Source organism: Methanobrevibacter sp. UBA412, assembly GCA_002495685.1.
GTDB lineage: Archaea > Methanobacteriota > Methanobacteria > Methanobacteriales > Methanobacteriaceae > Methanobrevibacter_A > Methanobrevibacter_A acididurans.
Map to the genome: position 1 here is coordinate 9,350 of DAGJ01000024.1, position 23,130 is coordinate 32,479.

The following is a 23,130-nucleotide window of genomic DNA, read 5'->3' on the forward strand; positions in this document are numbered from 1 at the left end:
TCAACTAAGTTTTTGACAGTGCCAATAAATATTTTAACAAATTATATAAAACATTAAGATTAAAAAAATTATTATTTATAATAAATTATTTTTAGGTTTTTAGAAAAATGATTAAATTTATTTTAAAATTTATAGGGTCTGAAGAAAAGAAAGAAGTCTTCATTGATGATCAAACATTTTTTGATTATTCTAATGGAGTTGATAATGGAATTAATGAAAGTTCCGATTCAGATTCAGCTAATTTGATATTAGATTTGGGAACAAATGATTATAAAATCAAATATTCAAATTCTTTTAATCATGTAGTTTTAAATCACATATTTAAATTTGAAATCAATCAACCTTTTTTTGAATCCCTTCCTATTTTTAAAGATTTAGGTTTAAAAGAAATTTTGGAGAATATGGAGGAGAATTCAGAGTGTAAATTCAATATTTTCATTTTTCAAGATGATGTTTTAATGCATAATTTTAAAATAACTATTATAAGAACTCCTCACTCTTATGTATGTTTATCTTCATCTATAGGAAATAAATATTTTAAACAAATTTCTCCGCGTGTTTTAAAGTCTTCATCTGAAGCTATATGTTTTATTCAAGATAAAGTAATTGTTTATGTTAATAATTCATTTGCTAATCTAATTTCAAAATCAGTAGAACAATTAGAGGGTTTAAAATTGTATCCTGGAATGAATTTTCCTGGAGCTGACGATAATCAATTATTAAAAGCATTTAACGATTTAAATGAGGGTAAATATTTTTATCATAATCAAGATTTAAAAACAAAAGTTAATGGTGTTGAATGTAGTTTTAAAATTTTTTTATCTGCAATGTCTTATAAAAATAATCCTGCAGTTTTACTTACAGCTATTGATGTTACTAAACAAAATTTATTAAATGAAATTTCATTTAATAATAATAATGAGATTCAAACTCTTAGAAGTATTGGAAATATTGCAGTGTTTAAACAAAAAATTAATAATGCGGAAATAACTTGGTCTCCTGAATATTTAACAATTATGGGTAAATTACCAACTTATAAATCACTCAAATCTGATTTATTTGATTACATTATAGATGAAGATAAAAATTTATTTGAAAAAACATGGATTAAATCTATTAGGACAAAAAATGATGCAATTTCAGAGTTTAGGATTAAAAATGATGAAGGTAAATTAAAATATTTATATTTATACTCTAAAATTCAGTATGAGAATAATGGGAAAATTGTATCAATTAATGGTTTTATCCAAGATAGGACTGAAATTAATGAAAGTAGATATAAATTATTAAATGAATTAGACCAAAGAGAAAATGCAATTAAAGAGATGCATTATGAATCTCAAAAAATATTAGATAATATTTTGAATCAAACAGATTTAAAGTTAAATACTGAAAATTTTAGCCCTAAATTCATTGTGGAAAAATCTCAGAATAGACGTAATGCTTTAAATTTAATTCAAGAAAAAATACATGAATCTCCTAATATATCTTCAATTAATGTTATTGATACATTAAATCCATTTATTAAAGTTCAATTAAAATTTTATAATGTAACTAATGTGAATTTTAATGTTAAAGTTTTAGCTAATATTTTTGTGTCCAGAAAGACAATGATTATCTTAGCATTAATAATAAATGAAATTATAGATAATATAATAAGAGAAGTTTCTACTTATCAAGAAGAAGAAGTTATAATGCGAGTAGATTTAAATGTACAGAAACATATTTCTATTTTTGTAGAAACTAGTGTTACAAATATTTATGCTCAATCTGATTTATCAACTAAAATTCTCAAATATTTAGTCAATGAATTGAAAGGTAGTTTAAAAATCAAAAGAAAAGAATTTAATACTTTAATTGATATATTTTTAGAACAAGAAAGTGTTTAATTTAAAGTTTTAATATTTCTTTAGAAAATAGAATTTTTATTTTTTTTCAGTTTGATCAAGTTCTTCTAATCTTTTTTGAAATTTTTTTATTTCTATATTTAAATCTTGTAAATTTAATAAAAGATGGCTTGCTTCAACACAGTCATCTGATTTTATAAATGAGTATATTTGAGTTAAATATTCTTTTTTTAATATTTGCAAAGAATCTTCTAAATTGATTAATGTTTCTTTATCATAATCATATATACTACTTTTATCGTTAATTTTTTAATCTCCAAAATGTTTTAATTTTTAGAATCTTTAGATTTTTTAATTGCAATTTTGATAATATACTTTAATTCACGATCATTGAATGGCTTAGATATATAACCTGAAGGTGTAGTTTTTAATGCATTTTCAATTATCTCTTTATTGGTATTTGCAGTTAAAAATATAATTGGTATATCTTTTGTTTTTTGTATTTCTTGTGTAGCTTCAATACCATTCATTTCCCCTTTCAACATTATATCCATAAGAATTAAATCGGGATTAACTTCATCAGCTTTTTTAACTGCTTCTTCTCCGTAAGCAATAGTTCCTGGAACATTATAACCAAAATCTTCAAGTCTTAATTTAATGTCTAATGCAGTAATCATTTCATCTTCAACTACTAAAATGGTATCTTTGTTTTCTTTAGAAACTTCTGCAGTTTTGTTTTCTTTTTGTTGATTTGGTTTTTTTATTGGTTTCTTTTGGGGTTGTTTTGGAATTGTTTCTTTATTTGCTGCTTCTGATTTCCCAATACTTTCTTCTATTGCGTTTTTAAATTCATTATCATCAAAGGGCTTTTTAATTACATCAACATTAGTAAAGTTTGATTCTTCAAGAATTTTTTGACCATCATGCCCAGTTAAATAAATAACATTTATTCCATCTTCTAATATTTTTTGGGATGCTTCTATTCCATTCATATCTCCTTTCAGACCAACATCCATAAGAACAAGATTTGGTTTTTTGTTTAATGCTGTTTCGATTGCTTTTTCTCCGTCTGAAACAATTCCTATAATCTCATAACCCATGTCTTCAAGACGAAATTTTATATCAGTTGCGGTTATGAGTTCGTCTTCAACAATAAGAATTTTCTTTTTGGACATCTTTTTTCTTCCTTAATATAATTCCTTAATTTAAAAGTTTTATGTGTAAAAATTTTAATTTATTAATTTTTAAAAAGAATTAAATAATTTTTTAATTATTATATCTTTTTAAAAAAATATGATATGGAAATCTTAAAATTTTAAATTTTTTATATATCTATTTATTTTTTCTGTATTGTATATAAATTTTATTATAATTTTCATTTTTATTTTTATAAATTTTTTAATAATTTAAAATTTAAATAATAAGTTTAATAGATTATACTATAATAATGAATTTTTCTCTGATATGTTTCATTTTAAAATTTTTGGAGGAATATTTAATTTGAAAAAAATTTGATTAAAAATTAAAATTTTTTTAGACTTTGGAGGAATTGATTATGGCTAGAGAATATGTGGGTGAACAAAAGCTGTTGAGAGATGTTCATCATGATGTTAAAAATAATTTGCAAGTACTTATAAGTTTATTGAATTTAGAGGGTCGTTTTGATACTTCTACAAAAAAAGAAATTATTGAAAAATCTGGTGAAAGAATTAGATCCATGGCCTTATCTCATGAAAAGGTTTATGAATCAGAAGATATTGCACATGTTAATTTAAATAGTTTTTTGACTTCTTTTGTTAGAGATATGAATGCTTTAAGTTCTCAACCTAATATTACTACAAATATTGATGCTGAGGATATTGAAGTAAAATTAGATGTTTCTATTCCTTTAGGCTTAATAATTAATGAAATTTTATCTAATACTGCAAAACATGCTTTTCCGAATAATGAGGAGGGTAATTTGAATATTAGTTTAAAAAAAGATGAATCTGATGCTATTTTAATAATAAGTGATGATGGTGTGGGAATGCCTGAGGATGTTGGTCCGGGTAATTCTTTAGGTATGACTATTATTTATAGTTTAGCTGGCCAAATAAATGCTGATTTAACTCTTGATAAAGAAAATGGTACAAAATATATTATTAAATTCCCTATTGAACAATGAAGAATTTATTCTTATTTTTTTTAACTCAAGTTTAAATAGTATAAAGAACTTATCTAAAATATAGTATATGAATTTTTTAAATTTTATTATTAAATTCAATTTTAAATTAATCAATTTAACTAATTATAGGTGTTTGAATGGCAAAGAAAGATGATAAAATGAGTATGCCTATGAGTGGTGCGGGTTTAGTAAGATATTTTGATGATGAAAGTGTAGGACCAAAACTTTCTCCTGAAGTTATCGTTGTTGTAACAATTATCTTAGCTATTTTCTGTTTCGTTTTAAGATACTCAGTTTAAACAATTTAAATTTAACAATAAATATTTTTTATTACTTTTTTGAAAAAAGTATTCTTCTATTTTTAAATTATTTTTTATTTTTAAATATTTTTTTTATTAACATTAAATAAAAAAATTTTAATATTGAATTTTTATACACATATTATTTGTATATAAAATCTAAATTAAAAAAAATAATGAATAGATAATATAAAAATTTTAATTAATACAGTTATTTAGTGATATAATGGATTATTTCAAAAGATTAGAGCAAGAAACAAAAGATTTGTATGAAATAGCTAATAAAGCTAGATCTAAAGGTTTAGATGTTGAAACTAAAACTGAAATTCCATTAGCAAAGGATTTAGCAGAAAGAGTAGAGGGGCTTGTAGGTCCAGAAGGTATAGCTAAACGAATCAAAGAATTAGAAAATGATATGAGTAGGGAAGAAGTTGCATTTCAAATAGCTGCTGAAATAGCTTCTCAAGATGTTGATGAAACTGGGGAAAAAGAAGCTGAAAAGAAAGAACAACTTGCTGATCAAGGTTTAAGGACTGCTTTAGCTATATTGACTGAAGGGGTTGTTGCAGCTCCATTAGAAGGCATAGCTAAAGTTGCTATTAAAAAGAATTTTGATAATACTAAATATTTAGCTGTTTATTTTGCTGGACCTATTCGTAGTGCTGGAGGTACTGCTGCTGCATTAGCTGTTTTATTAGGGGATAAAATTAAACTTGCCACTGGATTAAGTAATTATAAACCTATTAATGATGAAATAGAAAGATATGTTGAAGAAGTTGAGTTATATGAATCAGAAGTTACTAATCTTCAATATTCTCCAACTTCTGATGAAGTAAGAACTGCTGCAAGTAATATACCAGTTGAAGTAACTGGAGAAGCTACTGATCAGATTGAAGTTTCACATAAAGATATGGAAAGGGTAGAAACAAATAATATTCGGGGTGGAGCACTTCTTGCTATGATTGAAGGAATTGTCCAAAAAGCTAAAAAGATTATCAAATATTCAAATACATTAGGGTTACCTGGTTGGGATTGGTTAAAGGAGTTTACACATGAAAAACCTAAAGAGGATGAAAAAGAGGATGAAAATAAAGAAGATTCCTCACCTAAATATATCCAAGATATTATTGGTGGTAGACCAGTATTAGGTTATCCTTCTGAAAAAGGGGCTTTTAGATTAAGATATGGGCGGTCTCGAAATACTGGTTTAGCTGCTATGGGTGTTAATCCTGCAACTATGGAATTAGTGGGATTTTTAGCGGTAGGTACTCAACTAAAAATCGAATTTCCAGGTAAAGGAACTTGTGTTGTTCCAGTAGATTCTATTGATGGGCCTATTGTTAAACTTAAAAATGGTAATGTAATTAAAGTGGATACTGTTAAGGAAGCTAAGAAAGTTAAAAATAATGTTTCTGAAATTCTCTTTTTAGGAGATATGCTAGTTGCATTTGGAGAATTTTTAAGAAACAATCAACCAATGTTAGGTGCTGCTTGGTGTGAGGAGTGGTGGATTGAAACAATTAGAAATTCCAAGAAATATATTAATGATAATAAAAATTTAGATTTGGAAAAACTTGAAACTGAAAAATTATCTGCTAAGGAAGCATTTAATTTTTCAGAAGAATATGATGTTCCTTTACACCCTAATTATGTCTATTACTATAATGATGTTACAATAAAAGATTTGAATGCTTTAATCAAATGGTTAAATTCTTTTAAAGATTCTTTTATTGAAGGTGAAGTTTTTGTCTTAGATCTTTCTTACCAAAAACGTATTTTAGAAGTATTAGGAATACCTCATGAATTAAAAGATTCTAAAGTACTAATTAATTCGGAAATAGCCTATGCGTTATTACATACTTTAACTAATAATCTAGATGAATCTAAAGATAGTACTATTGATGCTTTAAATGATATTTCTAATATTGAAATTAAAAATAAAGCTCCTACTTATATAGGAACTCGTGTGGGTCGGCCTGAAAAATCTAAAGAAAGATTAATGAAACCTGCACCTCATTCACTTTTCCCCATAGGTCATGATGGTGGAAGTAGAAGATTAATTGCAGAAGCTGCTAAAAAAGGTAATATTAGAGTTGATATTGCAAGAAGAAAATGCCCTGAATGTCAATCAATTTCATTTTCATCTTTATGTCCTAATTGTGGAACACCAACTATAAAAGGCAATCCTAAAACAAGAACAATTAATTTAGGGGCAATGTTAAAAAAAGCTTCAGATAATGTTGGAGTAAGACAAGTTGATGAAATGAAAGGTGTTGTAGGTTTAATTTCTGAGGATAAATTACCTGAACCTTTAGAAAAAGGTATTTTACGAGCTAAAAATAATGTATATACTTTTAAAGAAGCTACTATTAGACATGATTCTACAGATTTACCATTAACACATTTTATTCCAAGTGAAATTGGGGTTACTGTAAAAAAACTTTTGGATATGGGTTATGAACACGATTGTTATGGTCAACCAATTGAAAATGAAAATCAAATTATTGAACTAAAAGTTCAGGATATTGTTGTTTCTACAAATTGTGGAGAATATTTAGTTAATGTGGCCAATTATATAGATGATTTATTAGAAAAATTTTATGGAATGGATCGTTTTTATAATGCTACCTGTAAAGAAGATTTAATCGGTCAATTAATTGCAGGTTTAGCTCCTCATACATCTGCAGGTGTTTTAGGTCGTATTGTAGGGTTTACAGAAGCTTTAGCTTGTTATGCTCATCCTTATTTCCATTCTGCTAAAAGAAGAAATTGTGATAGTGATGAAGACAGTGTTATTCTTTTGTTAGATGCTTTAATTAATTTTTCAAAATCTTATCTTCCAAGTACTCGTGGAGGAAGTATGGATGCTCCATTAGTTTTATCTTCTAGAATTGATCCTGAAGAAATAGATGATGAATCTCAGAAAGTAGATATTATGTCTAAATTTTCTTTAGAATTTTTTGAAAAAACTCAAAAGCCATATAAACCTTCAGAACTTTTAGAGTATGTTGATAATGTTGGAATGCATCTTGGTACTCCAGAACAATATGAAAATTTAATGTTTTCTCATCATACTTCTAGTATTCATGCTGGACCTCATCTTTGTCTTTATAAAAGGTTAAATTCAATGCCTGATAAAGTTGAAGCTCAAATTAATCTTGCTGAAAAAGTTAGAGCTGTTGATCAACGTGGTGTTGTTGAAGGTGTTCTTTCTTCTCATTTTTTACCTGATATTATGGGGAATGTTCGAGCATTTTCTAGACAGAAAGTTAGATGTACTAAATGTAATGCTAAATATAGGAGAATGCCACTTACAGGTAAATGTAAGTGTGGAGGTAACCTTGTTATGAGTGTTTCTAAAGGTTCAGTTACTAAATATCTTGAAATATCCCAAAATTTAGTTAATAGATATCCAGTTTCTCATTATTTATCTCAAAGATTAGAAATTCAAGAATTTGGTATTAATTCTTTATTTGAAAGTGATAAATCTAAGCAAAGTTCTTTAGATATATTCTTTGGTTAATCTTTTTTAGTATTACTTTTTAAAATTTTTTTTATTTTATTTAACTATCCTTAATATTCAGAATTACTATTTTTCTGTTGTTATATCTTTATTATTGATTTATACTCTCTTAAATTAATGATTATTAATTATTTATTTAAATTTAATATTTATTACTCCTCTTTTTATCTTATTTATTCTCTTTGAAGTAATACTTTGATTAATTTTATATACTTATTTTCACAGAATATAATATGTTAAGTTTCCGTGATTTTTGGTTTTAATATTGTGATTTAATTATTTATTAATGCATTTTTGCACAAAATAATTAATTCATTTTGTTTATTTACGAACCTTTAGTAAAGTTACGAACATTTATATAATAGTAAGGATAAACAACTTTATTATATAAAATAAATTATTTTCACGAAAAAAAAAAAAAATAGAAATTTTTTATTTATTACCAATGTGGGGTATTATATAATGGAAAACAAATTCAAAACTGGTGTAGTTACACCAAAAGTTAAATTAACTGTAGTAAAAAATAGTGGTGTTGTTGAAAAATTTACTTATGAAAAATTATTAAAATCTTTAGTAATGGTTGAAGCTCCATTTTTTGAATGTGAAAAAATAGTTTCAGATGTTGTAGGGTCATTATATGATGGAATAACAACTAAAGAAATTAAAAAAATGGTTTATGAAGATTTAGAAGTAGTTGATCCAGAAGCAGCAAATAAATACTTAGCAAAAGTAACTTTAAAAGTTAGAACTTCAAGAGATAAAATAGAACCATTTGATTTATCAAGAATAGCAAATACATTAATAGAAGAAACAGGTGCAAGTCAAGAAACAGCATTTCAAATTGCTTCAGATGTATGGAAAGAGCTTAAAAAATTAGATGTTGAATATTTAACTGCTCCTATGATAAGAGAAATTGTTAATACAAAACTTGTTGAATATGGGTTAGAAGATTTAAGAAGTAAATATACACGTTTAGGAATTCCAGTTTATAATATTACTAATTTAATTGAAAATGGTAATAGAAGTAATGCAAATATGATGCATAATCCTGAAACCATACATAAATATGTTGCAGATGAAGCATTAAAACAATATGCATTATTACATATGTTACCTACTAAATTAGCAGATGCTCATATGAGTGGGGATATTCATATCCATGATTTAGAATACTTTGCATCTAGACCGTTAAATTGTTTACAACATGATATAAGATCTTTTATTAAATATGGTTTAAAAGTTGATGGTTCTGGAGATCATACAAGTGTGGCTAGTGCACCTTCACATATGGAAACATTAATGAACCATACTGGGGAAGTAATGCTTGCAGCTCAACAAAATATGAGTGGTGGACAAGCTATGAGTTTATGGAATGTATTTGTTGCTCCATTTGCTCGTGGTAGATCTTATGAAGAAGTTAAACAATGTGTGCAAATGTTAATATATAATTTAAACATGGCATATGCTGCAAGAGGTTCACAAGTACCATTTACAAGTATGCAATTAGAATTTGGAGTGCCTGACTTCTTAAAAGATGTAACTGCATATGGACCAAATGGATTAAATGTAGGGACCTATGGTGATTTTGAAGAAGAAACTCGTATGATAGAAAGAGCATTTACTGAAATGTTACTTAAAGGAGATGCTGAAGGAAAACCTCATTTATTCCCAAATACTATTTACACTTTAAGACCTGAAACTTATAAAGGAGATTATGAAGAAGATTTAAGATTAGTGCATGAATTAAGTGCCAAGTATGGATCTAGTTATTTTGTAAATATGTTCCCTGATTACCGTGGAAATATGGCTAATTATATGGGTTGCCGAACACAATTACAAGATAACTGGACTGGGGACTGGGAAACTGATTGTTTACGGACAGGAAACCTTGCTTATTGTACAATGAATCTTCCAAGAATGGGATATACTTCTAAAGATGAAGATGAAGTATTTGAACAATTAGATGACAAAATGAAAATGGTTGAAGAAGTATTAATGATTCGTCGTCAACAAGGGTTACATGCCTTAAATGATTGGAATATATTACCTTTCCTCACCCAAGACTATGAAGATGATACTTATTATCACATAAATAATGCAACATTGTCCTTTGGTTTTAATGGATTAAATGAAATGTTACTTGCATTATTTGGTGCAGGTATAGAAGATAAAGATAGTAATAAATTTGGTGTTAAAGTTGTAAAATATATAAACGACCATGCACACGATTTACAAGAAGAAACAGGTTTACGTTGGAGTACTATTCAAACTCCTGCAGAAAGTACAGCATATAGATTTGCATCTTTAGATCATGAAATGTTTGGGGATAAAGCTATATTGAATGGAACACAAGGTGCTTATTACTATACTAACAGTAGTCATGTACCTGTTGATACAGATGTTTCATTAGTAAGTAAAATCAAAACAGAAGAACAATATCATCGTTACACTCCTGGTGGACATATTTTCCATGCTTTCATGGGTGAGTCTTACAGTGATCCTGACAGTTTAATGAGTTTAACTGAAAAGATTGCTAAAAATAGTGATATAGGATTCTGGGCTTACAGTTCAGCTTTAAGCTTTTGTTTAAAATGTAAAACATTAATGAAAGGTTTAAACAATAAATGTCCAACATGTGGTGAAACTGATGAAGTTGAATGGTATGATCGTATTACTGGTTATGTTCAACAAGTAGGCCATGCAAAATCATCTAATGGTGGATGGAATGCTGGTAAGAAACAAGAACTTATGGACCGTCGTCGATTTGAAAATGAATAATTATTTTTCTTTTCATTTTTAAATTTTTATTATCCTAATTAATTTTATTTTTCTCATTTTTTCTTATTTTTAAAATTTTTTATAATAAACTTTAAATAATTATAAAATAAAATTTATAACAATAATTAAAGGTTATGTTTGTAAATTATTTTAATTTAAATTTACTTCATTTATCTTATATATAAAGGTGGTTTATATTTCCGAAGAAAAAGAACAAATTGATACTTTAAAGAAACAGATAAAAGATAAAAATCAAAAAATTAAAAATCAAGCAGAAGAATTAGACCATTTAACTAATAATGTAGTACCTCAACTTAAGAAAGAAAATAAAGAGCTTAAAAAACTTAAAAAAGAGCTAACAGATGCTTTGGAAGAAAGTACAAAGAAATATTTCAATCAATTAGAAATTAATGCTGATTTAAGTGATAGTGTAGCTAAAAAAGGTGCTGATCTTCAATTGGCTAAAGTTAGATTCGATGAATTAGAATCTCAAATTTTAGAGATTGAAGAAAAAGGTTTAGCTGAAGTTGAAAATTCTAAAGAATCTAATAAATCTCAAAAAGATTCTAAAAAATCTGATGAATCTTATAATGAATTGGCAGAAGAGTTAAAAAATACTCAAAAAAATCTTAAAGATAAAACAAATGAATTAAATAAAAAATCATCAGAGTTAAAAAATATCAATAAAGAATTATCTAAACTTAATCAGGACACTATACCTAAACTCAAAACTGAACTATCTAATTCTAATCGTGAATTAAATAATATTAAAGAGTCTCAATCTAATAAAAAGGATAATATGAAAGGGGAAATTGCTAAACTTGAAGATGAAGTTATAAAACTCAAAGAAAATATATCTAATCGTACTAAAAGTAATGATAAACTTCATACAGATTTATCTAGTAAAACTAAAACTATCAATAAACTTGAAGAACAAAATAAGAAACTTAATAAAGTTATTAAATCTCAATCCGAAAGAGGATTATTTGATAGAATAAAAAATAAATCTACAAAGATTGATTAATTAAAGAATTTTTTTTATTTTTTATTCTTTAATACTTTTTTTTAAAGCTGTGCTTTTTATGTGTAATGATTCTTCTTTTATGAAAATAGCTATTAACGAGGCTAAAATTTCTTTAATGGAAGGAGGGATTCCTATTGGTGCTGTTTTAGTTAAAAATAATAAAATTATATCTAAAGGACATAATAAATTAATTCAAAATGGTTCTGTTATACTTCATGCTGAAATGGATGCAATAGAAAATGCAGGTAGATTATCTGGTGAAGATTATAAAGAAATAACATTATTCACTACTCTTTCACCTTGTCCAATGTGTTCTGGTGCAATATTATTATATAATATTTCAAGAGTTGTAATTGGTGAAAATAAATCTTTAATGGGTGCAGAAGATTTATTAAGAGAAAATGGTGTTAAAGTGGATGTTTTAAATATTTTAGAATGTCGGGATTTACTTTTAAATTATATTAAAAATAATCAATTGCAATGGGATAGTGAACTAGAAAAAGTAGGTAATTCTACAAATATTTTTTAATATTTTAAAAAATATAAAAGAAAAAGATTTTAATATTTATGCTTCTTGACGTAATCGTTTAATAACAAAATCTTTGTCTAATGTTAAAAGGAATGAAGCAGCACGTGGGCCTTGTTTTTTACCTAGTATCATTTTATATATAGCTTGAAAACCTTTTTGTGGTTTCAATTCATACTTTTCTAAAATCTCATACATTTCGTCGTGTAAATCTTTAGACTGTGTAAATTCTTTTTCTTCCATAATATCTGCTAAATCTTTTAAAAATGATATTTGTGCATCTTGAAGAGGTAAGTTTGGAATATTTTTTCTTTGTACTTCGAATTTGACAAATTTTGGAGCATAAAGTTCTAACCAATTTTTAACATTATTAACTCTTTCTTGATATTGTGCTAATTCTAATTCAGTTAAATCTTCAAATTCTTTTTCCTGATAATATGGACTTAATTGTGAATTTCTTTTTAATATTCCATATATTGTTTTCAAATCATTTCCAGCTATTTGATATGCATTAACTAAGAATCTATATGGTGGTCTAAAAGGCATTGTTTTATCATTTGTTATTTCAGATATTTCATATATTTTTCTGAATTTTTTCCCTTCTTTTTCTGAAGGTGCTTCTTCTTCATTGAAATATACTTTTTCAACAGTGTCAAATTGATCCATTAAATCTAAATAATGCATTTTTGGTGAGAAATCTTTTGCTTTCATTGGTTTACTTCTAAATAAGAAATAATTTAGACTTTCTGCGGGTCCGATTTTTAACCATTGTTGAGGTGTAAAGAATACACCATGGGATTTACTCATTGCTTCTCCGTCTAATGTAATCCATTCATAAGGTACAGGGTATGGTGCTTCGTAGTTAAAAATATCTTTGGTGATAATTTTACTAACATCATATGATCCTCCACTTGCAGCATGGTCTTTTCCAAATGGTTCACATGTTATTTCAAAAATTTTCCATCTTGCAGCCCATTCCACTCTCCAAGTTAACTTACCATTTCCTGTTTTAAAATCTACTTCTCCTTCATGTCCACATTCACATTTGTAAGATACTTTATCGCCTTGGAAATCATATGCTGTGGTTGTGTTTACTCTTCCACATTTTTCGCAGATAGGATTATATGGTAACCAATCTTCAGCTAATGGTGTTCTTCGGTATTGGTTCATTATTGATCTTATTTCATCTGCTTTATTTAGGGCAATTTTTATGTAATCATTGTATTCCTCGTTTTTATACATTTGAAATCCGGATTTGGTTGTAAGTTCTATACCAAATTGGTTTAATGTTGATAAAAATGGTTTTTCAAAATGTTCTACAAAATTTTTACAACATCCATCTGGGCAGGGGATGTTTGAATAAGGCATTCCTAAATATTTGTCGTAATTTTCTGGTAAGGGATAAGGTACCTTTCTGAGAGGGTCATGGTCATCTGCTATCCATATTGTTTCAGATTCTGATCCTAATTCTCTTAATTTTTTCCCTATTGCATTTGCTATAAATACATCACATGAATTTCCTATATGTATGGATCCTGATATAGATGTTCCACTAGCTATCGTATGTTTGCCAACATCCATTTCATATAAATCATTAACTATTCGTTCTATCCAATGTTCCATTGTTTCACCATTATAATAATTGTATGTTTTTTTAATTTAATTAATTTCAATAATAAATAAAATTTAGTATTTTTTAATAAAATTTTTTTTAAAATGAGAATATTAATTATAAGAATCAAATAATTCTTATGATTTATATTTTTAAATCATATTATAAAAAGATTAAGAATTTTGAAAAATAGTTTTTTAATGTTTTTGTTTTTTAAAAAAGAGTGTTGGTTTTTGTTTTAAAAAAATTATTGAAGTAAAAATGATTTTTTTACTTCATTTAATATTATTAATTTTTTTCAGAATTTGCATTGTGCATATCATCGAAAAAGTCCGGTTCAGCACGATCTAACCATTCATTAACTATTTTTATCGCACAGAAATCCCCACACATGGTACAAGTATCGGAATCTTCAGGAGGTCTTTCATCTCTTTTTGCACGTGCATCTTCTGGGCACATTGCTGCATCATATTGTGCTTCCCAATCTAAATTTTTACGTGCATTAGCCATAATTAAGTCTTTTTCTCCATTATGGACTCCTTTAGCCATATCTCCAACATATGCGCCTATTCTTGTTGCAATAACTCCATCTTTAACATCTTGAGGGGAGGGTAATGCTAAATGTTCTGCAGGAGTTACATAACATATAAAATCAGCACCAGCTTTTGCAGAAGCTGCAGCTCCTATTGAAGATACTATGTGATCATATCCTGGTGCAATATCACATACTAAAGGTCCTAACATATAAAATGGTGCGTCTCTACAAAGTTTCTTTTGTATTGTAACATTTGCCGGAATCTCGTTTAGTGGTATGTGTCCGGGTCCTTCTATCATTGTTTGAACTCCAGCTTCTCTTGCTCTATCTACTAATTCCCCTAGTACTATTAATTCTTGTACTTGTGCTCTATCTGTTGAATCTGCAATTGATCCTGCTCTCATTGCATTTGCCATGGACATTACTACATCATATTCTTTAGCGATTTCTAGTATGTAATCAAAATTTTTGTATAAAGGATTTTCTCTTTCATTTTCCACAATCCATGAAGAGATAAATGCTCCTCCACGACTTACTAAACCTGTTTTTCTTCCTTGTTTTTTTAATCTTGCTAATGTTTCGATATTAACACTGCAATGGATAGCCATGAAGTCAATTCCATCTTTAGCTTGTTTTTCTATTGTTTTGAACATGGAATCTTCATCCATGTATATTGCAGATCCTTGATTTCTTATACTTTCAATTGCTGCTTGGTAAACTGGTACACTTCCTACTGGTAATGAGGACATTTTTAGTATTCTTCTTCTAATTTCATCTAAGTCTCCACCAATACTTAATTCCATTAAACAGTCTGCTCCATTATCTATTGCTATTTGGGCTTTTAATTCTTCTTCATCAAAATTTACTATGTCTGTTGAAGTTCCTACTGTTGCATTTACTTTAGTTTTTAATCCTTTACCTATTCCTGATGCTTTTATGTCGTGATTTATGTTTTTAGGAATAGCTATTGTTCCATTTTTTACGGAATTTAATATAAAATTTTCAGATTTTCCCTCTTTTTTCGCTACAGTTTTCATTTCGTCAGTAATTATACCTTTTTTTGCACTTGTTAATTGGGTCATTTTTTGCTCACATCTTATACTATTTTTTTTAATTGTAATTTTAATTAAAATCAATTAAACTTGAATCAATTAAATTTTAATTTAATTTAAGCTTATTTGAATTATATTTAAGACTTTAACTTTATTATATATAAAATTAATCAAAAAAATAGAAAATAGAAAATAGAAAATTAATAGAATTCTTTCATTCTATTAGTGGCTTCTACTAAAGAAGGAATATTAGTTTGACAACCTTTTTTTTCTACAATGAAACTTGAAACAGAAGATGCAAATTTGGCACATTCTTCTAGAGAATATCCATTTAAAAATTTACTTAAAAATGCTGCTCTATAAGAGTCTCCAGCACCGGTTGGGTCAACAGCGGGCTTATAAATAGCTTCAATATCAATTTTACCATCTTCACTATAAATTTTACTACCTTTTTCTCCACAACTTTTAACAACTATTTGAGGACCTAATTCTATCAATCCATTAATATCTAAATTTAAACTATTTTGTATTCTTTCGATTTCAAAATGATTTCCAAATAATATATTAATATCACCAATAACCTCTTTAAGTCGTTCAGGATTATACATACCTAAATCTTGACCGGGATCAAAAGATATCAATTTTTCTTCAGTTCTAGCTTTTTTACCACATTTCCAATTAAAATCAGGATCTCCAGTAGCCAAATGCACGGCTTTAGATTCTGCAATAGCTTTATCTGGTGTTTTTGAATTTTTAAAATTCTTACCCGCTCCCCAATAAAAATAACTAATTTGATCGTTATTATTATTTGTAAAAACAAAAGCTGTAGGTGTAGTTTCATTATCAACTACAATCATTGAATCAATATCTATTCCTTTATTTATCATTTCTTTAGCATATTTAGAATTTTTAAATTCTCCCCCAACAGCAGATATTAAAGAAGTTTTTAAACCCATTGTGGCTGCAACCATAGCAACATTAGCAGCAGCACCTCCATTTAAATTTTTCATAGAATTAATAGCAGATGATGTGTTTGCTTTAGGAAATTCATCAACAGTTATTATACAATCTAAAGCAGTATGTCCAATTGTAAGTAAATCTTTTTTTGTCATAAAAATAGTCACCTTTATTTTTAAATTATTTTAATTAGAATTATTTTCACAATATTTCATATTAAATTTTATACTTTAATATTATTCTAATTTTTCCTACCACATGAAAAGTATTTTAACAAATACTCATTTTAAAATCTTTTTTTATTAGTTAATTTTCCAAGGTTTTATTGGTTTGAACCCTTGCTCAAATATTTTATTTTGACCTTTATTCAACATGTATTCTATAAATTCTTTATTTTCTTTTTTATTATCATTAACTTCTATTAAACTAATAATATGATTAGTTTCTACTTTTAAAATATCATTTCCGTGAAAATAACTAGCATTTAAAAAAGTGTATAAATCTGAATTATTTTTAACTATTTTAAATGCATCAAATTGGGATTTAACTTCTTTTATAATATTAAATTTCACATGTTTTTGTTTTAAAGTATCCCATACTAATCTCTGGGCACTACCTTTTACACTAACAAAATTTTTCCCATTCAAATCTTCTATAGTTTTAATTGGTGAAGATTTATTATTAGAAACTAAAGTGAGATAATCATAACCTATGGCTGTGAAATCTAAGTTATTTTGAAAACCAATTAATGGATCGTCTAAAGCTAAAATATCAATTAAATTCCTTTTTCCTAATTCAAATGCACTTTCATCATCACTACTAAATACTGATATATCGAATGGGATATCATTGCTAATTGATTCTAAAAGTCCTGAGACAATATGTCCTCCAGCAATATTTATTTTATTTGATTCGTTAAGTCTAATTTGATATTGATTATAAATTTTAATTAAATTTAAACCTTCTTTTGTTAAAGTAGTTCCTGAACCATAATTATTTTTAACTAATTTAAACCCTAATTTATTTTCTGCATTTTTTATTTTTCTATCTAATGCTGAATGAGAAATATTTAATTTTTGAGATGTTTTTCTTATGGATTGGGTTTTTTTCAATGATTTTAATGATTCAAATAATTTATAATTATAAATGTACCCATTAATATCTAATTCAATTTTAGGTTTTATATTATTTTCATTCATATGATTTAATCTCTGTTTTTTATTTTTAAAATAAATAATTATAAATATTTAAATTATTATATATATTTAATAATTATTTTTATTATCAAATTTTATTAATAATATTATTGAAACTTTTTATAAATATTAAGGTTGGCTAAAAATTATGGAATTAATGAAAACATCAATTAAAGCGATGTTAAAGAATATTGAAAATGCTGAAGAATATTTAACTGAAGATAGCATTAATCAATTCATTGAAATTTTAACTACTTCTAAAAATATTTTTGTTACAGGGGCTGGAAGATCAGGTCTTGCAGGTAAAGCATTTGCTATGAGATTAATGCACTTAGGACTTAGTGCTTATGTTGTAGGTGAAACTATTTCCCCCGCTATATATGAAGATGATTGTATATTAGCTATTTCAGGGTCTGGTGAAACTAATACTATTGTTAATGCTGTTCAAATAAGTAAAAATAGAGGATCTAAAGTTTTAGCTTTAACTTCTTACCCTAATTCTTCTTTAGGTAAATTAGCTGATTCTATATTGTATGTTCGAGGTAGGACTAAAGCTGAAGTTGATGATCAAGATTATCTTAAAAGACAATTTGATGGTAATTACACTTCTTTAACTCCTTTGGGTACTGCTTTTGAAATAACTTCACTTGTATTCTTAGATGGGCTTGTTTGTGAATTAATGCAAGTAATGGGAAAAACTGAAAGTGATTTAAAGTCTAGACATACCGTTTTAGAATAATTTTCTTTATTTTTAGTTTAAATTAATCCGATTTGGGTTTGTATAAATATTAAATCTATTTCCTCTGACAAACCCTATCATTGTAATATTTCCTTTTTCTGCAATTTCGTAACCTGAATTTGAGGGTGCTGCATTTGATATTAATATTGGTATTCCTACTCTTATGACTTTAATAACCATATCTGCGGGCATTCGTCCACTATAGGTTATATAAGATTTTGATAAATCATAATCTTTATTTATGGCTGCTCCTATTACTTTATCAACGGCTACATGTCTACTTACATCTTCTCGGATTATGTAGTTGTCTTTATAAATTATTTGTGCTACATGTGTACCTCCTGTTTGTTTCCATAGTGGTGCTTCTTTTTTTAATCTTTGTATATTCTGAAGAATGTCTGTAGCATTAATTTTTAAATTAGATTTTACTGGAGTTATTTTTTTTATTTCTGATCTCCATCCGCCACCACAATCGGATAAGATACAACCTCCTTTTGTGTCTATTTCAGTAGGTTTTATTCTTATATTAATATTTTTACCATTTTTTTCAATTTTTTCAATGTCCTCTACTTTGTTTATTAATCCTTCTCCTGAAAGATAGCCTATTACAAAATCTTCTAAGTTTTCAGGGTATGTTGAAAATTTTCTTTGGGGTAATTGATTAATTTGTAAATTAATATTTTCATCTTTTATAATTTTTTCACTTACTTCGTGGGATTGTTCATTTTCATATTTTATGGCTTTTACTTTTTTTATTTTTTCCATAGGTGATGCCTTTCCTTAGTTGATAAGATTTTATTCTTTTTTTATTTTAATTATTATTCTTTTTTTATTTTTTATCTATTAATCTTATTATATAACTATTGTTATATTATATTTTAGTAAATTATTTATATTAATTTAATGTAAAATATATTCATATCGTTAATATTTATATCTCTTAAAAATTATTTTTTTAAAAAATAAAGTTTTAATATTCTTTATTAGTTAAATAAATCAATAAATAAGTTAAAAAATTAATATATATTTATATTAACTTTAATAATTAGATTTAAATTAAATTTAACGTTAGCAATAAATGTATAATATTAAAACAATTTAAGATATTCTCAGTTTTGTGATAATTATGGAAAAGAAAACAAAAATAATATTAATCCTTTTAATGATTTTACTTATATGTGCTATTGGGGTAACAGCTTTCATGTCCCCTTCTTCCACATCAAAAGGAAATACAACAATAACTGATATGGCAAATAGAACATTAACAGTACCATCATCAATAAACACAGTAGTTGCAACAAGTCCTCCTATGACAACAATAATTTACATGTTAGCTCCTGAAAAATTAGGAGGCCTCAATTTCCAATGGACTAATGAAGAATTAGAATATGTTCCTAGCCAATATAAAGATTTACCTAATATAGGAGGATGGTATGGTTCAAATGATGGGAATTATGAACAATTCATAGCATCTGATCCTGATGTAGTTGTAGAATCCTTAGATGAAGGAAGTTCAGATAACTCTACAATAACCGATAGACAAGAAAAATTTGGAACAATACCTGTAGTAGGTGTAAATGATACTACAGATGTAACTAAAATTGATTCTTCTATTAAATTTATAGGAAAATTAATTGGAGCTGAAGACAAGGCTAATTCATTATGTGCATTTAATGATAAGTACATCAACAAAGTTAAAGAAGTTAATTCAACAATTTCTGATAATCAAAGAAAAACAGTTTATTATGCAGAGGGAGAAGATGGATTAAGCACAGATCCAAATGGTACTTCACATTCTCAATTAATAAGTTTATGTGGGGGAAACAATATTGCTGATGTAGGAACACAAGAAGGTGAAGGTCAAATTTCAGTTTCCATAGAACAAGTTGTAGGATGGAACCCTGATGTGATTATTGCAAATGATCCGGACTTTTATAATAAAGTATACTCAGACCCAACATGGTCAAATATAAATGCAGTAAAAAATCATCAAGTTTATTTATCCCCACAATCCCCATTTAAATGGTTTGATAGACCACCAGGTGCTAATATTATTATAGGAGTACCATGGACAGCTAAAGTATTATATCCAGATCAATATTCTGATATTCATTTAAAAGATGTTACTAAAGAATTTTATTCTGACTACTATCATATAGACTTAAATGATCAACAAGTAACTGATTTACTTAAAAGTTCTGGATTGAACGAATCTCAAATTGCATAAAGAATTATAACATTGGTTAAAATATGGATGAATCTGGATTATTATCAAAAAATCATGAAATTATCGCTTATAGTATCCTAATTTTTTTACCTATAATTCTTTTTTTTATAGCTTTTATGGTTGGAAGATATCCTATTACTCCAATACAGGTAATACAAACAATTTTATCTCCAATATTCCCTAATTTGGCAGTTTCACCCACAATTTCTAGTATAGTTTTTGATGTTAGATTACCTCGTATAATTGCGGCTGTATTGGTTGGGGCTTCTTTATCTATTGCAGGTGCGACTTTTCAGGGTTTATTTAAAAACCTTTTAGTGTCTCCAGATTTACTTGGTGTGAGTAACGGTGCAGGATTTGGTGCAGCTTTAGCTATACTTTTTTCAGCAGGAAATTTCTTTATACAACTAAGTTCATTTATCTTTGGTTTAATATCTGTATCTATCACATATTTAATATCTAAAAGTTATAAAATAGAAGGAACTTTATTATTAGTACTCTCAGGGATAGCTGTGTCTGCATTTTTTAATGCACTTATTTCCGGTACAAAATTTTTAGCTGATCCTTATGATAAATTACCTGAAATTGTGTTTTGGTTAATGGGAAGTTTAGGAAAAGTTACCACAGATCAATTATTAATGATATTAATACCAATGTTTATAGGTTTAGTTATAATCTTACTTTTAAGATGGCATTTAAACCTCTTAAGTATGGGGGATGATGAAGCACAATCTTTAGGTTTAAATCCTAATCGTTTAAGAATAATACTTATATTTGCATGTACTCTTGTAACTTCTGCAGGAGTAAGTATTAGTGGGGTTATTGGATGGGTTGGATTAGTAGTTCCCCATATAACCCGTATGATAGTTGGTCCGGACCATAAATTATTATTACCCGCTTCATTAAGTATTGGGGCAAGTTTTTTGTTATTAATTGACACTATATCTAGAACAGTTATAGCTATTGAAATACCATTAGGAATATTAACTGCACTAATTGGAGTTCCAATATTCTTATATTTATTACGTAAAGGTTATTCACAATGGTAAAAAAATTGTAAAATATATTTAATTAAATGAGTTGAAAAAAGATATGGAAAAAATAATGGAAGTAAAAAATATTTCATTTTCTTATGAAAAAGATTCTCCCGAAATTTTTGAGAACATCACTTTCAATATTGAAAAAGGTGATATTTTATGTATATTAGGTCCTAATGGGATAGGAAAAACTACTTTAATAAAATGTTTAAATGGTTTACATGAAATTAATAATGGTGAAATTTTATTAAATAAAAAAAACATTAAAACATTATCTTTTAAAGAAATATCAAAAATGATTGGTTATATCCCTCAAGGTCATATTCCTTCATTTCCATTTTCAGTATTTGATGTGGTGTTAATGGGGAGAACACCTTATATTAACCTTTCAGCAGCACCAAAAGAAAAAGATTTAACGATTACGGAAAATGCATTAAAAAATATTGGAATATATCATTTAAAAGATAAACCTTATACTAATTTAAGTGGAGGAGAACGTCAATTAGTATTTTTAGCTCGTGTATTAGCACAAGAACCAGATATTTTGATTTTAGATGAACCTACATCTCATTTAGATTTTGGTAATCAAATAAAATTACTTGAAATATTAGAAAATTTATCTAAATTAGGTTTAGCTATAGTTATGTCTTCACATTTTCCAGATCATGCATTTATAGCATGTAATAAAGTAGCTATAATGAAAAATAAAAAATTTATTGATTTTGGCACACCTGAAGATGTAATAACTGAAGAAAATCTTAAAAAAGCTTATGGTATTAATGTGAAGTTAATAAATTTTGAGGATAGGAAAGTTTGTATACCTTTAAAAACGAATTTAAACCTTAATCTTGAAAATTTTAAAAAAATTTAATTATTAAAATAAATATTAAAGGAGAAAAAAAATGATAACTAAAGAAGCATATGAAGAACAATTAGCAAAAGCAAAAGAATTTCATGGAGAAGTTTGTGGAGGAATAGCAATAGGAACCAAATTGGCCATGTATGGTATGGATCTTATGGGTATGGAATTAAATACTCGTCATAAAAACTTAATTGTTTTTGTTGAAATAGATAGATGCATGGCAGATGCAGTGCAATCAGTTACAAAATGTAGTATGGGTAAAAGAAGTTTAAAACAAATGTATTATGGGAAATTTGGTGTAACTTTTTATAATATGGATACAAAAGAAGCTATCCGTGTGTCAGATGCAGATGCAAATAGTAAAGAAGATATATGTGAAACTAAAGCAGAAATGATTCAAAGATTCATGGACACTCCTGCAGAAGAATTATTTAATGTAGAAAAAGTTAAAATTAGACCTATTCCTGATGCTCAAATACCTGGAAGTGCACATACAAGTACATTTTGTTCAGTTTGTGGAGAAAAAGTCACTGATGATAGACATTTAGTTAGAGCTGGAAGACCTATTTGTAAATCATGTGCTGAAGAATCCTATTATGAATTAATTGATTAAAAAAATAAATAATTTTTTTAATTATACATAAATTTATTTTTTTTAAATTTTTCTAATATTATTTTTAAAATTTCTTTTTTTAGTTTAAGTTTACAATTTAAATATTTTCTTATAATTTCTAAAAAAATTAAAAAAATAG

19 protein-coding genes are annotated in these 23,130 nt (G+C 26.8%); 12 read left to right on the top strand and 7 right to left on the bottom strand.

The window, feature by feature from the left end; genetic code table 11:
* Nucleotides 1-107: 107 nt before the first annotated feature.
* Nucleotides 108-1,889: a PAS domain-containing protein gene (locus BP997_RS07320; RefSeq protein WP_413824603.1), complete on the top strand. Its 1,782-nt coding sequence runs from the start codon at nt 108-110 to the stop codon at nt 1,887-1,889.
* A 36-nt stretch (nt 1,890-1,925) separates the two neighbouring features.
* Here the strand turns inward: BP997_RS07320 and BP997_RS07325 are convergent, their stop codons facing one another.
* Both BP997_RS07325 and BP997_RS07330 read right to left on the bottom strand, forming a co-directional pair.
* On the bottom strand, nt 1,926-2,090 hold the full coding sequence (locus BP997_RS07325) for a hypothetical protein (RefSeq protein WP_409198157.1): 165 nt from the start codon (nt 2,088-2,090) through the stop codon (nt 1,926-1,928).
* An 83-nt stretch (nt 2,091-2,173) separates the two neighbouring features.
* Nucleotides 2,174-3,022 carry a response regulator gene (locus BP997_RS07330; protein ID WP_409198156.1) on the bottom strand — a complete coding sequence of 283 codons (849 nt, stop codon included), beginning with the start codon at nt 3,020-3,022 and terminating at the stop codon, nt 2,174-2,176.
* Between the two features lie 380 nt (nt 3,023-3,402).
* Here BP997_RS07330 and BP997_RS07335 point away from each other — a divergent pair, with 380 nt between their 5' ends.
* From BP997_RS07335 to BP997_RS07360, 6 genes are all read left to right on the top strand, one after another.
* Nucleotides 3,403-4,011: a sensor histidine kinase gene (locus tag BP997_RS07335; protein ID WP_409198155.1), complete on the top strand. Its 609-nt coding sequence runs from the start codon at nt 3,403-3,405 to the stop codon at nt 4,009-4,011.
* A 137-nt stretch (nt 4,012-4,148) separates the two neighbouring features.
* Entirely contained in the window at nt 4,149-4,310 is a 162-nt protein-coding gene (locus BP997_RS07340) for a preprotein translocase subunit Sec61beta (protein ID WP_409198154.1), read from the top strand.
* Nucleotides 4,311-4,536: 226 nt separating this feature from the next.
* A complete protein-coding gene (gene polC, locus BP997_RS07345) occupies nt 4,537-7,833 on the top strand; it encodes a DNA polymerase II large subunit (protein ID WP_413824600.1) in 3,297 nt (1,098 codons plus the stop codon).
* 462 nt (nt 7,834-8,295) lie between these two features.
* Nucleotides 8,296-10,611, top strand: coding sequence for an anaerobic ribonucleoside-triphosphate reductase (gene nrdD, locus BP997_RS07350; RefSeq protein ID WP_409198152.1), 2,316 nt, complete (start codon nt 8,296-8,298; stop codon nt 10,609-10,611).
* A 187-nt stretch (nt 10,612-10,798) separates the two neighbouring features.
* Nucleotides 10,799-11,635, top strand: coding sequence for a hypothetical protein (locus BP997_RS07355; RefSeq protein WP_413824598.1), 837 nt, complete (start codon nt 10,799-10,801; stop codon nt 11,633-11,635).
* A gap of 58 nt (nt 11,636-11,693) precedes the next feature.
* Nucleotides 11,694-12,164, top strand: coding sequence for a nucleoside deaminase (locus tag BP997_RS07360; RefSeq protein WP_409198150.1), 471 nt, complete (start codon nt 11,694-11,696; stop codon nt 12,162-12,164).
* 36 nt (nt 12,165-12,200) lie between these two features.
* Here BP997_RS07360 and lysS read toward each other — a convergent pair whose 3' ends face one another.
* From lysS to BP997_RS07380, 4 genes are all read right to left on the bottom strand, one after another.
* Nucleotides 12,201-13,784, bottom strand: a complete 1,584-nt coding sequence (gene lysS / locus BP997_RS07365; RefSeq protein WP_413824596.1) for a lysine--tRNA ligase — start codon at nt 13,782-13,784, stop codon at nt 12,201-12,203.
* Nucleotides 13,785-14,061: 277 nt separating this feature from the next.
* Nucleotides 14,062-15,390: a phosphomethylpyrimidine synthase gene (thiC, locus tag BP997_RS07370; RefSeq protein ID WP_413824593.1), complete on the bottom strand. Its 1,329-nt coding sequence runs from the start codon at nt 15,388-15,390 to the stop codon at nt 14,062-14,064.
* Nucleotides 15,391-15,560: 170 nt separating this feature from the next.
* Nucleotides 15,561-16,472, bottom strand: a complete 912-nt coding sequence (locus tag BP997_RS07375; RefSeq protein WP_413824590.1) for a carbohydrate kinase family protein — start codon at nt 16,470-16,472, stop codon at nt 15,561-15,563.
* Nucleotides 16,473-16,619: 147 nt separating this feature from the next.
* A complete protein-coding gene (locus BP997_RS07380) occupies nt 16,620-17,516 on the bottom strand; it encodes a LysR family transcriptional regulator (protein ID WP_413824588.1) in 897 nt (298 codons plus the stop codon).
* Between the two features lie 145 nt (nt 17,517-17,661).
* Between BP997_RS07380 and hxlB the strand changes: the two genes are divergently transcribed.
* Nucleotides 17,662-18,252, top strand: a complete 591-nt coding sequence (gene hxlB, locus BP997_RS07385) for a 6-phospho-3-hexuloisomerase (protein ID WP_413824585.1) — start codon at nt 17,662-17,664, stop codon at nt 18,250-18,252.
* 12 nt (nt 18,253-18,264) lie between these two features.
* Here hxlB and fdhD read toward each other — a convergent pair whose 3' ends face one another.
* Nucleotides 18,265-19,017, bottom strand: coding sequence for a formate dehydrogenase accessory sulfurtransferase FdhD (gene fdhD, locus BP997_RS07390; protein ID WP_413824583.1), 753 nt, complete (start codon nt 19,015-19,017; stop codon nt 18,265-18,267).
* Between the two features lie 361 nt (nt 19,018-19,378).
* Here fdhD and BP997_RS07395 point away from each other — a divergent pair, with 361 nt between their 5' ends.
* The 4 genes from BP997_RS07395 to BP997_RS07410 are packed head-to-tail and all read left to right on the top strand — an operon-like array spanning nt 19,379 to nt 22,991.
* A complete protein-coding gene (locus tag BP997_RS07395) occupies nt 19,379-20,479 on the top strand; it encodes an ABC transporter substrate-binding protein (protein ID WP_413824580.1) in 1,101 nt (366 codons plus the stop codon).
* A gap of 23 nt (nt 20,480-20,502) precedes the next feature.
* Nucleotides 20,503-21,528 (top strand): FecCD family ABC transporter permease, encoded by a 1,026-nt coding sequence (locus tag BP997_RS07400; RefSeq protein ID WP_413829067.1) that lies wholly within the window; start codon nt 20,503-20,505, stop codon nt 21,526-21,528.
* Between the two features lie 43 nt (nt 21,529-21,571).
* Nucleotides 21,572-22,387 (top strand): ABC transporter ATP-binding protein, encoded by an 816-nt coding sequence (locus tag BP997_RS07405; protein ID WP_413824575.1) that lies wholly within the window; start codon nt 21,572-21,574, stop codon nt 22,385-22,387.
* A 31-nt stretch (nt 22,388-22,418) separates the two neighbouring features.
* Nucleotides 22,419-22,991 carry an FmdE family protein gene (locus BP997_RS07410; RefSeq protein ID WP_413824573.1) on the top strand — a complete coding sequence of 191 codons (573 nt, stop codon included), beginning with the start codon at nt 22,419-22,421 and terminating at the stop codon, nt 22,989-22,991.
* Nucleotides 22,992-23,130 lie beyond the last annotated feature (139 nt).

Coding starts and splice junctions, on each gene's coding strand:
- BP997_RS07320 (WP_413824603.1), top strand. CDS start 108: ATGATTAAATTTATTTTAAAATTTATAGGGTCTGAAGAAAAGAAAGAA.
- BP997_RS07330 (WP_409198156.1), bottom strand. CDS start 3,022: ATGTCCAAAAAGAAAATTCTTATTGTTGAAGACGAACTCATAACCGCA.
- BP997_RS07335 (WP_409198155.1), top strand. CDS start 3,403: ATGGCTAGAGAATATGTGGGTGAACAAAAGCTGTTGAGAGATGTTCAT.
- BP997_RS07340 (WP_409198154.1), top strand. CDS start 4,149: ATGGCAAAGAAAGATGATAAAATGAGTATGCCTATGAGTGGTGCGGGT.
- polC (WP_413824600.1), top strand. CDS start 4,537: ATGGATTATTTCAAAAGATTAGAGCAAGAAACAAAAGATTTGTATGAA.
- nrdD (WP_409198152.1), top strand. CDS start 8,296: ATGGAAAACAAATTCAAAACTGGTGTAGTTACACCAAAAGTTAAATTA.
- BP997_RS07360 (WP_409198150.1), top strand. CDS start 11,694: ATGTGTAATGATTCTTCTTTTATGAAAATAGCTATTAACGAGGCTAAA.
- lysS (WP_413824596.1), bottom strand. CDS start 13,784: ATGGAACATTGGATAGAACGAATAGTTAATGATTTATATGAAATGGAT.
- thiC (WP_413824593.1), bottom strand. CDS start 15,390: ATGACCCAATTAACAAGTGCAAAAAAAGGTATAATTACTGACGAAATG.
- BP997_RS07375 (WP_413824590.1), bottom strand. CDS start 16,472: ATGACAAAAAAAGATTTACTTACAATTGGACATACTGCTTTAGATTGT.
- BP997_RS07380 (WP_413824588.1), bottom strand. CDS start 17,516: ATGAATGAAAATAATATAAAACCTAAAATTGAATTAGATATTAATGGG.
- hxlB (WP_413824585.1), top strand. CDS start 17,662: ATGGAATTAATGAAAACATCAATTAAAGCGATGTTAAAGAATATTGAA.
- fdhD (WP_413824583.1), bottom strand. CDS start 19,017: ATGGAAAAAATAAAAAAAGTAAAAGCCATAAAATATGAAAATGAACAA.
- BP997_RS07395 (WP_413824580.1), top strand. CDS start 19,379: ATGGAAAAGAAAACAAAAATAATATTAATCCTTTTAATGATTTTACTT.
- BP997_RS07400 (WP_413829067.1), top strand. CDS start 20,503: ATGGATGAATCTGGATTATTATCAAAAAATCATGAAATTATCGCTTAT.
- BP997_RS07405 (WP_413824575.1), top strand. CDS start 21,572: ATGGAAAAAATAATGGAAGTAAAAAATATTTCATTTTCTTATGAAAAA.
- BP997_RS07410 (WP_413824573.1), top strand. CDS start 22,419: ATGATAACTAAAGAAGCATATGAAGAACAATTAGCAAAAGCAAAAGAA.